Origin of the sequence: Bradyrhizobium sp. sGM-13 (assembly GCF_018398875.1) — a bacterium.
Classification (GTDB): domain Bacteria; phylum Pseudomonadota; class Alphaproteobacteria; order Rhizobiales; family Xanthobacteraceae; genus Bradyrhizobium.
In genome coordinates this window covers 43,876-60,019 of sequence record NZ_JAGWDK010000034.1, presented here as the reverse complement: position 1 = coordinate 60,019, position 16,144 = coordinate 43,876, and the positions used below count along the sequence as shown (strand labels likewise).

11 protein-coding genes and 1 pseudogene are annotated in these 16,144 nt (G+C 57.7%); 6 read left to right on the top strand and 6 right to left on the bottom strand.

The genetic code is table 11. The features are described from left to right. Positions 1 to 198: hypothetical protein (locus tag KJQ96_RS32335; RefSeq protein WP_213290404.1), on the top strand; the 198-nt coding region annotated here is incomplete at its 5' end. Between the two features lie 663 nt (positions 199 to 861). On the opposite strand, the gene KJQ96_RS32330 is transcribed toward KJQ96_RS32335, so the two are convergent. From KJQ96_RS32330 to KJQ96_RS32320, 3 genes are all read right to left on the bottom strand, one after another. Beyond that, positions 862 to 1,200 carry a cytochrome c gene (locus tag KJQ96_RS32330; protein WP_213290403.1) on the bottom strand — a complete coding sequence of 113 codons (339 nt, stop codon included), beginning with the start codon at positions 1,198 to 1,200 and terminating at the stop codon, positions 862 to 864. Positions 1,201 to 1,265: 65 nt separating this feature from the next. Then, positions 1,266 to 2,930, bottom strand: coding sequence for a PQQ-binding-like beta-propeller repeat protein (locus tag KJQ96_RS32325; RefSeq protein WP_213290402.1), 1,665 nt, complete (start codon positions 2,928 to 2,930; stop codon positions 1,266 to 1,268). Between the two features lie 92 nt (positions 2,931 to 3,022). Continuing rightward, positions 3,023 to 4,360, bottom strand: a complete 1,338-nt coding sequence (locus tag KJQ96_RS32320) for an adenylate/guanylate cyclase domain-containing protein (protein WP_213290401.1) — start codon at positions 4,358 to 4,360, stop codon at positions 3,023 to 3,025. A 661-nt stretch (positions 4,361 to 5,021) separates the two neighbouring features. On the opposite strand from KJQ96_RS32320, the gene KJQ96_RS32315 reads away from it, so the two are divergent. Continuing rightward, entirely contained in the window at positions 5,022 to 6,032 is a 1,011-nt protein-coding gene (locus KJQ96_RS32315; RefSeq protein ID WP_213290400.1) for an AraC family transcriptional regulator, read from the top strand. Between the two features lie 486 nt (positions 6,033 to 6,518). After that, complete coding sequence (locus KJQ96_RS32310; protein WP_213290399.1) at positions 6,519 to 6,722, top strand: cold-shock protein; 204 nt, start codon at positions 6,519 to 6,521, stop codon at positions 6,720 to 6,722. Positions 6,723 to 8,793: 2,071 nt separating this feature from the next. Here the strand turns inward: KJQ96_RS32310 and KJQ96_RS32305 are convergent. Next, positions 8,794 to 8,988 (bottom strand): hypothetical protein, encoded by a 195-nt coding sequence (locus tag KJQ96_RS32305; protein WP_213290398.1) that lies wholly within the window; start codon positions 8,986 to 8,988, stop codon positions 8,794 to 8,796. A gap of 646 nt (positions 8,989 to 9,634) precedes the next feature. Between KJQ96_RS32305 and KJQ96_RS32300 the strand changes: the two are divergent. The 3 genes and pseudogenes from KJQ96_RS32300 to KJQ96_RS32290 all read left to right on the top strand — a co-directional run. Then, positions 9,635 to 9,943 (top strand): annotated as a pseudogene (locus KJQ96_RS32300) (SOS response-associated peptidase family protein); the annotation flags it as partial. A 241-nt stretch (positions 9,944 to 10,184) separates the two neighbouring features. Beyond that, the gene (locus KJQ96_RS32295; RefSeq protein WP_213290397.1) at positions 10,185 to 10,358 is read left to right on the top strand and encodes a hypothetical protein; all 174 of its coding nucleotides are present in this window, start codon (positions 10,185 to 10,187) and stop codon (positions 10,356 to 10,358) included. A gap of 169 nt (positions 10,359 to 10,527) precedes the next feature. After that, the gene (locus tag KJQ96_RS32290; RefSeq protein WP_213290396.1) at positions 10,528 to 10,890 is read left to right on the top strand and encodes a hypothetical protein; all 363 of its coding nucleotides are present in this window, start codon (positions 10,528 to 10,530) and stop codon (positions 10,888 to 10,890) included. 1,743 nt (positions 10,891 to 12,633) lie between these two features. Here KJQ96_RS32290 and KJQ96_RS41495 read toward each other — a convergent pair. Both KJQ96_RS41495 and KJQ96_RS32285 read right to left on the bottom strand, forming a co-directional pair. Next, positions 12,634 to 12,762 (bottom strand): hypothetical protein, encoded by a 129-nt coding sequence (locus KJQ96_RS41495; RefSeq protein ID WP_256441695.1) that lies wholly within the window; start codon positions 12,760 to 12,762, stop codon positions 12,634 to 12,636. Positions 12,763 to 13,024: 262 nt separating this feature from the next. Beyond that, positions 13,025 to 15,931, bottom strand: coding sequence for a glycoside hydrolase (locus KJQ96_RS32285; protein WP_213290395.1), 2,907 nt, complete (start codon positions 15,929 to 15,931; stop codon positions 13,025 to 13,027). Positions 15,932 to 16,144 lie beyond the last annotated feature (213 nt).

Below are 16,144 nucleotides of genomic sequence, written 5' to 3'. Positions count from 1 at the left end.
CCCTATGGCACTTCGATGCCGCAGAGTGGGCGCCGTCCACAGCATCAATCGCGTCATTTTGGTCGTCGGCCGACTACTTCCGGTCTTCCCCTGGAAACGGACATGGTCAGGGTCGGTCGCCATGTCTCAAAGGTGCCAGATGCGGACATGAAACGCATCCCGGCCAAGGTTCGGACCGGCCTGCTCCTGCGGTCGTGAGATCGAAAAGTAGGCGATAGTCGCAATATAAAATTAGGACACATCTGCTGGTAATCAACGCACTTGGTCGGACAACCAGAGGAAGATACTCATGTCATTGATAATCCCATTCGGGGTGATACTCGTCATGGGGCTAGGCTTCATGATCGAGAGATCGTCAATGACGAAGAGCATGAAAGCAGTCACACGCGTCGGGATACTCGTCGTAGCTCTCGCGGTATCTTTGTATTTGGTCCGCACTAATAGCTAGACCAGGAGCGACCGGAGTGGGGACTGTGAGAGACTACCTGAAAATTTCCGTCATAATCGGTGCAATCGGATTGCTCGGACCATCGATTGTTTTTTCAGTCGCGAGCGTGCACTTTCCATTGCATGTCGCAGGCGAGATGACGTTTCTGTTCAGTGCGGTAGTTCTTTGCGGCTGGCTCGCATTCCTTGGCTGCGGCTTATATGACGAGGGCGTCGGGGTGTTTCGACTTTTTCTTCCATGCTCCCGGTCATTTTGATCGGAGCCTACGGCGGGCTGGTGTACGTCTGTTCCTACCTCAATCCATGCATGTAGCGTCGGGCGTGGTCCGCTTTGAAAGCAGCCTGAAATCAAGCTCCGAGGGGTCAGCCATGACAATTACGCTTACATTCGCGACTCCTCCATCCGGGTTAAAACTACTTCGGCTGCTGGCTGATCGACATGACGTAGGCGGTGGCCTTCCAAATCTCTTCATCGGTCAGCACATCGCGAGACGCTGGCATGCGGAGACCGCTCCCCATTCGGCCGTCGGCGATCGCTTGGAACACACCCCTGGGATCAAGGGCGCGGCGGGCGAGATTGATCCCGCCTTTGCCGCCCTCCCCATGGCAACGTGAACACTGCTTTTGCAAAAACAGATCATGGCCCGCCGCAATCATTGTTGGGTCTTTCAGGTTCGGAACGTTTTCTTGCGGATAGGCGGCGTCGCCAACGAAAATGCAGGCAATCGTCATCAGCACCAGCTTGTACATCATGGAACTAGTCCGCGACTAAAGCGCGATAGGGGCGGCTGCTCCCCGGCCGCCCCCTGTTTAGTTCGCTATTTCGGCAGCTTAAACGCGATAAGGGTCGAAGCCGCAGGCATCTTCTCGAGTTGAGGGAACAATGCCGGAAGCAAGATTGCAGCGTAGGAGCCCCACCCGCTTGGCACCAAAATGTACTGCTCGCCAGCGACGGCGTAGCTGATGATGCCGCTGCGCATTCCCGATCCGGTATTGAAGCTCCACAGCACCTTTCCGGTATCGGCATCGAAGGCCCGCAGAATGCCGGTCGGGTCGCCGTTGAACACGAGCCCGCCGCCGGTGGTCAGGACGCCGGCGAAGCCGGGCATATCCATCTCATGCGTCCATTTGCGCTCGCCAGTAAATGGATCGCGTGCATCGAGCCGGCCGGGCTTGCGCCCATCGGGTGCCATCACGAGCCGTCCAAAATCACTGGCGCCGATATGACCGGTGCCATAGTCCTTGGGATCGTCCTTCTGCGCCACTGGTTTGAGGTAGCCGCAGAAATCCAGCACGTTGTTGTACCAAAGTCCGGTGTTGGGGTTGTAGGCGCCGGCATTCCAGCTACGTCCACCGAAGGTAGACGGACAGATCAGCGTCTCCTGATTCATCGGCAGTTCGACGCGGCCGATCAACTCGCCGGTCCTCTTGTCGATATCCTTGACAAAGTTCTTGAGATCGCTGACTGGCCAAATGTTCTCGATGCTGCCATCATTCTTGTCCAGCACGAAAACGTAGCCGCTCTTGTTCATGTGGACGATCAAGTCCTTGCCGTCCTTCTTGAACAGCAGCACCTCATACGCCGAATCGTAGTCCCATACGTCTTGCTTAATTTCCTGCCGATACCATTTCAGATTGCCGGTCTTGGGGTCGAGAGCGACAATCGAATCGGTGTAGAGGTTGTCACCCTGCCGGTCCTCATTGATGAAATCCTTCCCCGGATTGCCAGTGCCGTAGAAGACCGTGTTCGTCTCCGCATCGTAGGTGCCCGGCATCCAGGCACCGCCACCGCCGTATTTGCCGCTCGTGCCAGGCCAACTCTTCGGATCGTCTTTAATGGTGTTGAACTCCCAGACCTTCTTGCCGCTTTTGGCTTCGACACCGAAGATTTTCCCTTGCGTCGCCAATTCGCCTGCAGTCGATCCGAAAGTCAGCATATCGCCAGCAACGACGGGCGGCGAGGTGAAATTGCAACCGTGGCAGTTCGCAAAATCGGTCAACTGGACTTGCCATATCTCCTTGCCCGTTTTCTGATCGAGGGCGATGCCGCGCCCATCCACTGTTCCGATGAAGACCTTGCCGTCGCCGACCGCGACGCCACGGCTATACGGTGAGAACAACACCTTCTTGGTGAGCGGATCGAGCTTCGGCTGATAGTTCCAGACCTCCTGCCCGGTCTTCGCGTCCAGCGCCGCCACCCGGTTCCCAGAGGTTATCGAATAGATCACGCCGTCTATCGCCAAAGGCGTCTCTTGGATGCCCATCGTGATATCGCCGCCCTGGGCGATCCATGCCACAGAAAGTTTGCTGACGTTGTCCTTGTTGATTTGATCGAGCGGGCTGTAACGCCACGCGTTGCTGGTCCGATTGTATTGCGGCCAATTGTTCGGGTCTTCAGTGCCCGGGGCCTCAGCGAGGGCGACTGTTGCGGTGCTGAGCAAGCAAGTCAGACCCAAACTTGCCGCTAAAATCAGTTTACCCATTGTCATTCCTCCCTCTGATGGTTTCGATGCCTCCCTCTGATGGTTTCGATGTTCGACTTAGGCCGCGGCTTGGCCTGGATGCCGTAATTCTTTCAGTTCGCTGCACGGAATAGGCGCCACTCATTGGGCACACCTTTAAGCGCATAAGTACCGTATTCTTCTAGGAACAAGCCGGAGCCAGCCACTAGATCGCGCACCGTCTGCGAGACCAGCACTTCGCTCGGAGCCGCGATGGAGGCAATGCGCGCGCCGGTATGCACTGCGATTCCAGCAATGTCGTTACCTACGAGCTCGCATTCACCAGTATGAACGCCGCACCGTACTTCAAGATTGAGCGAGCGCACCGTATCGCGGATGGCACTGGCACAGCGCACCGCTCGCGCCGGCCCGTCGAAGGTGGCGAGCAAGCCGTCACCTGATGTGTTAATTTCACGCCCGCGGTACTGATGCAAGACCTCGCGCACCCTGGCATAAAACGTCTCAAGCAACTCTCGCCAGGACTTGTCGCCAAGTATCGCTGCCCGTGCTGTCGAACCTGCGATATCCACAAACAGCACGGTTGCGAGCACCCGCTCTGGCTCGTGAGCATGGCGTCTGCCTGTCAGAAACTGTTCGACCTCATCAAGAATCGAATCTTGATCACCAAACCAAGCCATATGATCCTCGCCTGGAAGCTCGACTAGCTTTGCGCCGGGGATACGCTGAGCCAAGTAGCGTGCATGCTCCACGTCGATCACGCGCTCTGCGGTACGGTGTAGAATGAGCGTCGGCACGCGGGTCGCGGGCAAGACATGGCGCACGTCGATCTCGCGGTTCATTTTCATGATAGCCGCCGCCGCGCCAGGACTTGCCGATGCCCTGAAATATGAAGCCAAGCCCTCCGCGGCACGAGGGTCACTGGCGATGCTGGGCGCCCACATCGTGACGCTTATTCCTTGCGGGGTCCCCCAATAGTGTTCGATATTGTCAAGCACACTGTTCCACTTCGCGTCCTTCCAGCCAAACGGATAATCGGTCGACCAAGAACGCTTGGCGTAAGCGCCGTACAGAACGAGAGCCGAGGTTCGTTCCGGATAGGTGGCGGCATACAGCAAGGACATCGGGCCGCCCTCGGAAATGCCAAACAGCGCTGCACGCTCGGACCCGACTTCGTTCAAAATGCTCTGCACATCGTGCATACGTTGTTCGAGCGTAAAAATCTGAGAACTTCGATCAGACATTCCAGTGCCCCGTTTGTCGAAAATGATGACGCGACAGGACGAGGCGAGACGCCGAAAAAATCTGCTTCGATTCGGCGACTGCCACATGGCCTCAATGTTCGACACGAAGCCCGGCACGAAAATCAGATCAAGCGAGCCCTCGCCGAACACTTGATAGGCGATGTACACGTCATCGCTCTTGACGTAGTGGGTTGAGGGTACTTCAGCCATTTCTCCTGTCCTTGACAGGCCGTGCTCGTCTCTCCGACGATAGCAATGCTATCACATACAGAATGGCAGAGAGTGAGACACAGGGCGCATCCCTTGGGTTGGAGCCGGATGGTCGGCCTCTTTGGTGTATCGAGCATGTCTGGTACGGGTCATTCGCGTCGGTTTGGCCGCGTCCCGACGACTTCCGCTCAACCCCCTATAAACAGACATCGTTACCGTGCGCCGGCATGTCTCAAATGTGCCATATGATCAGCACGAGCGCCGTCATCATCGAAGTTGGTCTTTCTTCCGCTTTCCTGCCTACGAAAATCGGCTCCGGATTAACGCGACCCACGGCTGCAATGTGCGCAAAGAAATTCTCACCGATCGACGCACGTGGCGTCGGCCGTGCATTAACTCGCCGATTGTAGTTGCCGTCGGCATCGAGGACTTTGTAGAGCGTCCACGGCTCCAACGGACGGAAAATCCTCCTATCCAGCGAGAGCCTAGTCATCCGGAAGCCATGTCGATATCCAAGTTTGGCCCGGGCCTTCGCGACAACGGCTTGGCATTGACGCTCCGCAAGCGTCACTATCCAAAAATCGCAAAAAGATGTGTTCGCCGCCTCCTGTAGGCGCACCGATTGTGCTATGCTTGCTCTGGAAGGGCCGAGGCAGAAAAAATGGACTTTGGCGTAGGTCCGCTCCTGGAGCATCACCGCGTCTTTCATAGCCGAGATGCGGAAGAGACGCGTGCGTTCCTGGGCCGCAAGGACTACCGCTTTGATCCGGCATGGCGTCGGGACCGACAGCTCGACGCGCGGCTCAATGCAGTCTACATGCCGAGCCTGTACATCGCTTACATTCATTACGGCACCGTATCCGTTGCGCTCACGGCCGGGCGGGCCCGCAAAGATCATCTGATTCAACTGCCCCTCCGCGGACACCTGGAAACACGCATTGAGGGCCACAGCATTGCTTGCGGTCCGCAACTGGCTGCGATTGCGTCGCCCGGCCGTGAAAAGTGCCAATTCTTATCGAGCGCGGACAGCGCTCGAATCCAGCTCTGCATAACCGGCGATGCGTTGGCCGGGCAGCTTGCAGCGTTGCTCGGCGAGCCGCCTGATGCCCCGTTGGATTTCGCACCGGCAATGGACCTGGAGGCGGGCTACGGGCGGAGCCTCGCGCGCTACGTGCTCGCGGCCGTCACTGATCTTGAGCAGCCCGATTCAGCGCTGCTGAATCCGATCACGATGAGCATGTTCCAGCAGTTCATCATGACCGGGCTGCTGCTGTCGCAGCCGCACAACTACCTCGAAGCGCTTCGACGCCGCGCGCGAAGGATTGCTCCGCGCGACGTGAAGCGCGCGATCGACTATATAGAGGCGCACCTTGACTCGGCCGTAACCCTCGAATCGATCGTTGAAGCGTCAGGGGTCGCAGGCCGTACTCTGTTGAAGCATTTCGGAGACACCAAGGGCATTTCCCCGATGCGTTACGTTTGCAATGCGCGCTTCGAAAAGGTGCATGAGGCACTGGCGCGGGCGCAGCCAGGAGAGAGCGTTACGACCATCGCGATGAGTTGGGGGTTCACCCATTTGGGGCGCTTCTCCGTCGAGTATCGGAGACGCTTCGGAGAGAGTCCTTCGGATACACTGGAGCGGCGTCGTTCTCTCCGGGCACTGAAGACGTGAGTTTGCCGGCAAGTCGCAGGGTTACCTCCTTCCGAGGAGCGCCGAAGCAATCCAGGGCCTCGCACAAATGCCTGCGCTCCGTTTCCCGGAGAATGGGCAATTAGGTGACTCATGGTTGGTGTCGCGAGCTGCATCATTAATCACATTGGCGCGTCGTCCCCGAACAATCCGCTGCATCTCTCCGATTACGCCGTTACCGGCGGTGTTTCCGAACATTTGCAATGTCCGCTCCGGGTCATTCGCGTCGTTTTGACGGTCGGCCAGAGACTTCCGGTTCAGCCCGATCAGCGGAATTCGCAGGGTACGTCCGCACGTCTCAAAGATCCACCAACAGACGTTCCGCCGAGCCGCCCGATCTCTACCCAGCGGCCGGAATGGTGCCGGCTCGGTCCGGCGTCACAGCCCGTCGGCTCAAACCGGCGGGTTTTCCTTGCAACGCGCGGTCATACGGACCTAGCTTGTCTCCCTTGAACAGGGAGTGCCGACGTGGCGACAGGTACCGTAAAGTGGTTCAACCCGGCCAAGGGATATGGATTTATCCAGCCCGACAGCGGCGGCAAAGATTTTTTCGTGCACATTTCAGCTGTCGAGAAAGCCGGCCTGAGCAGCCTCAATGAGGGTGCCAAGGTGAGCTATGAAGAAATGAGCAACCGGGGCAAAACGTCCGCGGAAAATCTAAGAATCGGGTGAATTCAAGCCCGCTGGCTCACGCTGGCGGCTTTGATCCGGCGAATTATCTGCAGACCCACGTGATTGGCGGCCGCGCGCGCTCATGTTCGGCCATCGCTTTTACCGCCTCGTTTTCGTCCGGCGCAAAAAACCATGCTTTGCCGATCCGCAAACACGAGCCAATGATGATGGCCAACTTCCGTGATGACGTCAGCTGAACATGGATCACCCGCGGGCTTACGTGGGTTTGGATGCAGGGACCACAAACGCAAACCCCTGCCGGTGGAGCCGGCAGGGGTAAGCAAACGAGGTGGATCACAAGCGCGCGAGCCCTAAGGCCCGGTGGCCCGTCAAGGACCCTTGCGGCACCATAAAACCGATCACGCCCGGCCCTTCAATGATACTGATGTATAGGTGACCGCTTTTGACTCGCTTATACAGCAGCCGCGGTCTGCATGCTCCCGTTGACAAAATCGAGGTGAGTGCGGCGGTGTCGTGCGGCTGCTTGGATGAGCGTTACGCGGTGGTTGTGCCGCATTCTCGAAATGAGCCGCGCGCGTGATATGGTACTGGCCTGTTTCCAGGCTCAGTTGCGTAAGTAGAAATTACGGAATGGCCAAGGTTCATGAATGAACGAAAAGCGCTCGTTGCACGAATCTTTGCCGGTGGGTGCGAGCATCTTGAAGGCGCCGCAGCCCCCGAAATAGGGTCGCTAGGTCTCAGCACACCCTCGGCCTCCTCAATCGAACCAGTCGGTTAGTTCACCCCAGCGCGTCGGTGCCATCATCCTCGATGGTCTCGATCTCCGCGTATGGCGTGCGTTATGACTTGGCCCGGTCACGCATGTCGAACCAGCGCGCCGCAAACCGGGCAGGTGCCGAAATGCTCGATCTCGGCCGTCCGGGATCGTCGGTCCTGTCGTGATTTCTCGCTCCGTCAGACATCCCCAGCAGATGCTCAATGATCCCAACGGCGCCGGCCGTGAGGAAGATGGAAGGGCCGAGCAGGATGGAAGGGCGGCCAGGGGGCTCAAGGCTCAACTGGAGCCGTCCGAGTGCGTGCCGCTACTTCCACGAACACGCGATCGGGCCAATGCGCCGCGCCCGCGATGGTTCACGGCAAATTATATGCTCGTCCGTAGTCACACGGGGAGTGGCGAAGCGAAATTGAAACAGAGTTGAGGTAGGTTACCCGCAGCACCGAGGGCTATGATTTCAGCACGGCAGAATTATTTTAGTCGGTGGGCCGCAGAGCAATCTGCGGCCATTTCGCATTCAGTGAGCGCGCCAGCAGCACCGGGGTGCGCCAAAGCCGAGGTTATCTGGTCAGGTGCTCCAACATGGCCTGGCAGGCCTTCTCAGCTTCGGCGAACGTCTTGAAGGGTGATCCGCCCACCCTGATAGCAGGCTGGTTGATATTGATGGGGCGCCAGGAAGCTACAAAGCCAGGCTTCCCGTGGAGTCCAGGACCATTGCTACTCTCGTTACTGATTACAAATGAGAAGCCGCGCTCGCATGCGCTCCATATCTCTAGCTCTTTTGTCCCGGGAGCAACGCGGCTGAAGTGCATGGCCATTCAACCCCCAAGCGAGCCAAAACGGCGCCAGAGAATTCTGGCTAGGCCGGCAATCCCGCTGTTATGTCGGAGTAAGCAGACGGCCATTCGGCGGCAATTACCAAGTTTTCCTGAGAGTGCAGGTTCCCAAAAAGACACGCCGCCGGGATCAAAATGGCATGCCCGGCGGCGCTTATTCCTAAGCTGGGACACTGAAATCCCCAGCGCTTCATACACTGCAGGTCCGTGCCACGGGCCTATGATACCGGCGACCAGCTGCACGGCCTGTGAGACTGCAATCCTAATAAATTGTTAATCACGGATTGCTACGCAGGGCTTAATCGCGGAAAGCCCCTAAGCCCCCGCGGGAGTACGGAAACCCGCCGATCTCAACCCGGCGGGTTTCTGCATGGCACCCAATTTTGCCAAGAATCACACACACGCTGAACAAGCCGTTCCGGTGGGTGACCGTGGTGGTAGGCTCGGCGCATGTCGGCCGGAAACCTGTCGTGCGCCGGGCCGCTTTTAAGGCTTACTGTTAAGCTGCGTGTGGGTCCTGGGATGAGGTTGCCGGGATGCTCGCAGAGAGCGTTTCGATGGCCGACTGTTCTTCCGCAAGGCGCTTGGCAATAAACTCTCGTTCGAGGTCCGTCAGGCTGGTTTCTAGCAGATGGCGATAGCGCTGAATGTTGCTGCGATGTGTTCGAAGCCGAGCAAAATTCTCGTCAATCATGTTGTACTCCCAACAACAGCTCAAAATTGGTGCTGAAAAACAGAAATCTCCCGCGCTCGCGCTACGGGGTCAAGCATGAATCGGGCCACTGGTTTATGTAAGGCATTAAGGGTGCCTGTTCGCGACAGTCATCGCCCATCTCGGTCAGCGCGGTGCGAACCACAACAGCAAGCCGGCCGCGCTCCACCTCGGCCGTTGGCGAATGCGCTTGGTCTTTCCTTTTCCGCTTTCGGTGCCGCACGGACCAGGACTTCTTTGGCCAGCAGCAGCGTGCCGGCGTAGAAATTCCGGACGGCCGAGAGCGCCCGCTTCGGGTCGTTGTGTTCGTAATCCTCGATGCCAAGCTGGATGGATTGAACAGTATTATCAAACAATGTGTTCATGGGCGCGCGGCCTCCCGGGTCGCTCTATCGACGTCGCAAGTTGGCTGAATGACCATGAATGTGGGGAACCGCAAACTCAACCGCAAGTGAAGGGTGCGCCGTCGCACCTTGCGGGGCTCGCAACATCATTCTTGCGATTGATAGAACAGGAAATTCCTAGGCTGGTTGCATGACCTGAGTTGTGGGTGGCGCGCCGCCCAGAATAAAACTGCGAACTCTTGTGATTGAGATTGCTCTCTAAATTCTAGCCCCTTAGGAGCCGAATCAATGATGATCGGCCGCTGACCTGCTTCGCGGGCATTTGGACCGAATTCAAGAGCGATCGCGGCACTAAGTCGAAGCCCATTCCCGGTCCGCATCTGGTCTATGGCTTCCTGACGACGTTGCCGAACGCAGTCGTCGAGCCGATCCATCCCAAGGCCATGCCGGTCATTTTGTTAACAGACGAGGAGCGCGACGTATGGATGCGAGCGCCCTGGGACGAGGCGAAGGCATTGCAAAGGCCGTTGCCGGATGAGGCACTGAAGATCGTGGCGCGCGGCGCAGACAAGGAAGATAAGACAGCGGGGTAACGGCATCCTCCAAGCGCAAACGAACCTACCGTAAAAATACGGAAGTCGTACAACGGCCGCTTGGAATACCCGTATCAGTAAGGTTGAGCAGTTAGCTTAATGCCCAACATGCGTTGCTCTATCGAGAAGTTGAGCTATCGATAAAACCGCCGGGCAATTGCCCTCGTCCGGTCCCCAAGCAAAGCCGTCAGCGAACATACTCCGCTCGGCGGCTTTGTCTTTCATAAGGAGCGCTTCACCGATGGCTGGCAAGTCTTGGTCTTTTGCAGATGATCGTCGCGTTATCGAACTTGCAAAAGCGTCGAAGTCTTTAGAGGAAGCAGCTCGTATCATGAAGCGCACGCCTGAGCGCATTCGCAAAGCTGCAATGCGGTTAGGCGTTTCGTTCAAATCGGAGCGAAAGATAAAACGCTGAGACACGTGAAAACCGCGTCCATCGGAGCGCGAATTCGTGGCGGAGCAAGTGCCCGCTCACGTCATCCAGATTTGGCATAAACGTTGCAGAATCGTCGACCGGCTATCCGGTCTCCAGCCTACAATGCAACCGCGGCTATCACCATACGACGCGTGGAAGGCATCCCAAAATGCGAGTGCGGCTGAAGGGAATCAACTGGTCAATCAAAAAACTCGCTGACGGAACGTCGAAAACCTATTGGTACGCTTGGAAGGGCGGCCCACGCATCGACGCGGAGCCTGGCACGCCCGAGTTCATGCGCCTCTACAATGAAGCTGTTGCGTCCTACAAGAAGAAGAGTGCCGAGACGTTCAGCTCGCTCATCGACTACTTCAAGGACTGCAGCGAGTACAAGGACCTCGGTGAGAAGAGTAAGCGCGCCTATGATGGCTACCTCAAACTCATCGAGGCCAAGTTCGGTTCGTTGCCACTCGGGGCTCTCGAAGACAAGCGTGTGCGGGGTGACTTTAAAGAGTTTCGTGATTCATTTTGAATATTATGCATACTGCACGAATACTATTCGCGCCTCACTTTTCATATTATATTCAAGAGGATCTGTGCAAGCTTGGCGATTGCCCCGATGGTGTGTTCAAATTATTGTGGCCACGGTCATAGCGCCAATGATTGATCGAAGTGCCGCATGCTTAAGCGAACAATCTTCGTCGTAACCGATGTAGAAACGAACGGGCCAGATCCCGGTGTGCACTCGATGCTAAGCTTCGCTTCGATTGCTAAGAGCGCGGACGGAGGAGACTTCGGTCAGTTTGCCATAAACATTCGCCCCCTTCGTGGAGGCTTGTCAGACCCGGGCACAATGACCTGGTGGAAACACAACCTGAGGCGTGGCTGCGCGCAACTCAAGATCCCGTGGATGCAAGCGAGGGAATGGCTTCTTACGCACGTTGGGTAAAATCGTTGCCAGGCACTCCCGTCTTTGTCGCGCATCCCCTGACGTTCGATGGTGCCTGGATCGACTGGTATCTTCAACGATTCCGAGGCATTCGTTTGTTCGATCGGCCGCGAGCACATGGGCTATGTTTCGGATCCGGTGTGGATCTTCAGTCGCTGGCCGTCGGGGCACTCGGGTGGAATTACACTGAGTGTTCGCGCGACACCTATCCAAAAGAGTGGCTTGGTGGCATATCTCATAACCATTCGGCCTTGGATGATGCCCGCGGTTACGCCGCGTTGCTGATGACTCTCATCCATCTTCGGCAGATCAACACGGCGACCTTCGCCTCAGTCCGCGGGAAACACCGGAGCCGCGCGGGGCGGACAGACGGCGTTTAGAATCCTTGCTTTCCGCAGAAATCTGAACCCGATGCCATAGACGCGGTACGAAGGTCGCGCCTTTCCGTTAGATTGCTGCACAAATCAGTTCAACGCATTTCGTCACATTGTGTTTGGCAGTATCGACGATCACGTGATCGCGATCCCAGGGATGCCGTCGAATTCTGGCAGGGGCGCCGTGCGGATGATGCGGTGGTGGGTGGGTTCGACCGGCTAATGGAGCATGGTCGTGTCATCAAAATGAGTGCTGGAGGAAAAGCGCGTTGAAAGTGGGGTTGCTTCCTTAAGTCGCACGTTCCATTAGTTTGACATGTTGGTGTCAAGGAGCGCCAGAAGTGAGCGCACCACTACTAGTCGCCGACGTCCGATCGTTGTCGTGACGATACGCCCCAGCTCCTATCAACTCGTAAAGCTTCGTGCGTCCCAAGCCGGTCACTTCGCATGCATCGTCAATCGTGCAGGTGAGCCGCTGGGCGAATGGCATCGTGCTCGGTTCTGCGGCTTTCGGAGCGGATAGACTGACTTGTGACCGTTGTCCGCCAGTTTTCTCTCGTCGATTGTATCTCACGTGGCCCTCTTATTCGCACAAAGCTCGACAGGACAAGAGTTGATTGTGCGACGAGCAACGTCAATGCGAACATCCGAGGGCGCTCGCGTACGACAGCGCACGTCAGCGGCGGTTTGAATATTTCCGGACACCAAGGGCGACGAGGAAATTTTCCGCGAATGCGCCAGTCACAGTGAGGCATCGCGCCGAGGCTAGTCTGCTGATGTCAGCAGCAAATTCCCCAAGCGTTCGCGACTGTTCACCAGCGTCTTATTCAACCATTATTCAACGAACGCGGCAGATGGCTACCTAAGTGCCTGAGTTTGCTGGCGCTCCCTAGGGAATTCCGCGAATCCAACGATTTCAACGTGTTGCTGAGCAGTTTGGGGAAAATGTGCCTCATTGATCTTCATGATGTTTCAGCATGATCCCCCAAACTACCTTGCCGAAGACAACGCGGTCAGCGGACCAGGCGGGAGAAGGATCGGGGATCGACGAACGCGCGAAGGTGTCGCGCATCGCTTCCATCTGCGCGTCTTTTGGCCAGCCGCACCAACCGCCATTCTTCCCTTTCGCGCTGGTCGAGACATTGACGATGGGGGTTCATCGCGTTGGCGCCGACCCAGCCGGCAGCCACTCGCAAGCCCCAATTCTTTCCCTCGCTCGGCTGGGTGCGCCAAGTCGCGACCCGCGATCTAAGACAGCACTAGTTCGTCACACAATCCAGTTCGTCAAGCTGACCTAAGCCTTGGCTAGACAGCCTTCGACACCTCATCGCCGGGGAATGCGCCTATCTCGACCGCGGCACAGCTTGAGTAACCATCTCGCTGTACTGTTTTTCTAGACTGCCATTCGACGGTACGAGCTCGCCACCGATCGGGCTGTTGACCTCTGCTTTTTCCAAAAAGATGCGCACCGATACGATCACCTGCGATCTCTCATCGGCGGCGTCTCTATCGATTTTGAATGAAACGTAATGCTGTCCCGTTACCTCTTTCAGGCCGCGAAGCAACTCGGCCGCGACCGCTTCTCTCATCTGCGCGTCATTCAGCGGAATCGGGCCCGAACTGACGAGGCCGCGCTCCGCATCGACCTGAGCGACTGGGAGCTGCCGTTCCCCAAGGGCTGAGGCAATGGCGCGCGTGACGAGTGCCGGGGCCGCAGATACATCCAGCGTGACGTCGGTGTTCGGCGTGGCCGGTGCGGGTGCGGATGATGCGGGTGCGGGTGCGGATCGCGCCGGTGCTTGCGTCATTAAACGGGGCCTCGGCCGCACTTCACGCAGGGGGGACACTTTGATGTTCGCCTTGGCCAATCGCGCCGACAAGCCGCCGACAATCTGGTTGTCCACCTGCATCGAAATCGATGCCACAACATCGTTCGTCCTTGGCAGCTTCGCGAATCCGGCGGGCCGCACAAACTGCGCCGTGGCTACCCGGATCTCCCTCGCCCGCAGAACGAACGGGTTCCCCTGCTCGCCACCGCCTCCCTCGAGCTTTACACTGTACCCCTTCGGAAGCGGATCGATCACAAGGCGGGCGGTAATGTCGCGTTCGAATGGATTTCCGACCAGGAAGCGGAACGGCCGACAACAATCCGCAGTCAAATCGACGGAATTGGTCTGCGCGGCGTTGTTGCTCTGATTTACGTCGGCGGAAAGTTCGACGTCGACCTTGATGCGGAAGTGCTGGAAAGCGCTGATCGGCATCGGCCAGATACCGCCATTGTTCTCGGAAGGATTCGTCAAGTCCCATTGGGCCGGAACCACCATTAGATCGTTTCCAGATGCATCTCGCGCCGCGGCGAAATTGACCGTTGGCGCGGCGATCTCCTTGAAGAAGCCCGCAGTAGTGAGACCGATTAAATACGGAGCGTACTTGAATCTCACTGTCACAGCATTGGCCGCAGCACTCCCGAGGTTGCGGATCCGGGCCCGCAAACGGTTCATCATGCCTTGCTTCGCATTGACCACGTTGTTTCCATTGTCGACGACAAAAATATCGGGCGACTGCCACGCCGGTCCGTGCCCCGTTACGAAGCCCCAGGGAGTGATGGCGAGATCAGCACCTACCGGGTCGCTGTCAGTGGAGAAGAACACATCCTGATCGCCGCGCCCCGCTGGATGGCACGGACATGTGGCGCCGGCCGGAGGCGTGCAGCTATTTCGGGTGTCGCCCCAAGCCGCATAAAAGTTCGACCCCGCAGCGACCAAACTGATGTAATCGCCCATATAGGTGTCGTTTCCGATCACCTGATCGTCACCCGCCGTACTCGGTCTGAATGCGGTCGTTGAACGGGGCTGATTAAACCAGGTCAGCCCCCCATCGGTGGATCCAGCATCGTAGACACGGATATCGGTGTTCAGCGGGTCTTCGCGCCGGCTGTAAAAGGCCACCCGGATGTGTCCGGTCACATCGGACACGGCGATTGAGGGCATCCAATTGTCGTTCTGCGTCGCATCTCCATTGAGCGTCACCGCCGGGCCATTACTGATGCTTCGCGGCGTGTCCCAGGTTTTGCCGCGGTCAGTGGAGCGAGTGAAGAATATCTCAGAGCGCGCGGTCGCCGGAGCAGGCGGCGTCGCCTGAAATACGACATAGATGTTTCCGCGTGTCGGACTCCCCGTCGACGTCCGGTCGATGGCGATGTGTGGGTACCCGCGGGTGCGGAGATTGATGCCCGAGCTGATCATCCTGCCGACGGCCGACGTGACGCTCGCGATCGTCTTGGAGTTGGGGGCGGGGGCGCCGGTATCTGGGTCATGAAAATGGGCACCGCCGTCGGTCGATCGGACAATTTGAATCGTTTGCGGCGCCGCGGGGTTTTGATGCGGTGCCGGTCCCGTTCCGGGTGTCACGACACTCCAAACGACGTAAACGTCGCCATTCGGCGCCACCGCCGGCATGGCGCCATGATTCACTGCAGTGATCGGCGAAAGGGGTTGTGTAGCCGAAAAGGCAAGCGGGGTCGTCGATGACGAAGCTGCGAACAGAATCCGGCTGGCTCCATTGGGGCGGTGCCCGGCAGGAAACTCCGACCAAGCAACGTAGACACGGCCGCCGTATGTACCCCCCGTCGTGTCCACCGCGATCATCTCCTTGTCTTGAGACGGTCTGTCTTCAGGGAGTGTAGACGATACGGGGTCCGCCGCGAGGCCGGAAATGGGGACAGGAGCCCCAAATGTCACGGCGGGACTGAGCGAAGTTGAGGGGCTGACGAAGATACGCGAGGACATTCCCGTGGAGCCGATTGAAGCATAGTACAACGTCGTGCCATTCGGGCCGAAGGCGAGGGAGGGATCACCCTCCAAACGATTCCCGTTTGCCGGAACCAAGCCTCCGTCCGTGAAGTTCGCTCCGCCATCTGTCGAAAAGGCGTATCCGCTAATGCTATTCCAGTTGGTGGCGCGACCTGTCGGGCAGATGGTGGGCGGGACCACCTGTTTGGACGAATTGTAGCCGACGACGACGAGCGGGCCGGCCACCGCCACACTGGTCTCGCTCTCGCTCGTGAAATTGCCTTGGTGCGGGAGATTGTGGTCCGGTGCATTGACCTGAACATCGGCAGCTATTCCGGCAACCGAAAGCGAGCAACAGAAGCTCAAGGCAACAAAACTAGCATTCCTGCCGCCAAGGACCGCTCCCACGATGCGATGCCAAGCGCCGCTTTGGGGCATTGAAAACGCACCAATGGCCATGATGACCGCTCCTTGTGCGCCTCTCCCGGACAATCTATACTCGATCTATACTCAATCTTCAACTGACGTTCCCGATGCTCTTGGCGTCCGCCGATGTGTGGCCGCCCGCATCGTCATCGTGCGCTGGAAAGCGTGAAGCGCTAATTTGCTAGCGCTCCCATATCCTTGTTCGACCGGCTTCTCGCCTATCCACGCAGCCTAATCAGTTAGTTC

Excerpts from the sequence above, each read along its gene's own strand:
- KJQ96_RS32325 (WP_213290402.1), bottom strand. The coding sequence starts at position 2,930 with ATGGGTAAACTGATTTTAGCGGCAAGTTTGGGTCTGACTTGCTTGCTC.
- KJQ96_RS32330 (WP_213290403.1), bottom strand. The coding sequence starts at position 1,200 with ATGATGTACAAGCTGGTGCTGATGACGATTGCCTGCATTTTCGTTGGC.
- KJQ96_RS41495 (WP_256441695.1), bottom strand. The coding sequence starts at position 12,762 with ATGGAAGCGATGCGCGACACCTTCGCGCGTTCGTCGATCCCCGATCCT.
- KJQ96_RS32290 (WP_213290396.1), top strand. The coding sequence starts at position 10,528 with ATGCGAGTGCGGCTGAAGGGAATCAACTGGTCAATCAAAAAACTCGCT.
- KJQ96_RS32295 (WP_213290397.1), top strand. The coding sequence starts at position 10,185 with ATGGCTGGCAAGTCTTGGTCTTTTGCAGATGATCGTCGCGTTATCGAA.
- KJQ96_RS32285 (WP_213290395.1), bottom strand. The coding sequence starts at position 15,931 with ATGGCCATTGGTGCGTTTTCAATGCCCCAAAGCGGCGCTTGGCATCGC.
- KJQ96_RS32320 (WP_213290401.1), bottom strand. The coding sequence starts at position 4,360 with ATGGCTGAAGTACCCTCAACCCACTACGTCAAGAGCGATGACGTGTAC.
- KJQ96_RS32315 (WP_213290400.1), top strand. The coding sequence starts at position 5,022 with ATGGACTTTGGCGTAGGTCCGCTCCTGGAGCATCACCGCGTCTTTCAT.
- KJQ96_RS32305 (WP_213290398.1), bottom strand. The coding sequence starts at position 8,988 with ATGATTGACGAGAATTTTGCTCGGCTTCGAACACATCGCAGCAACATT.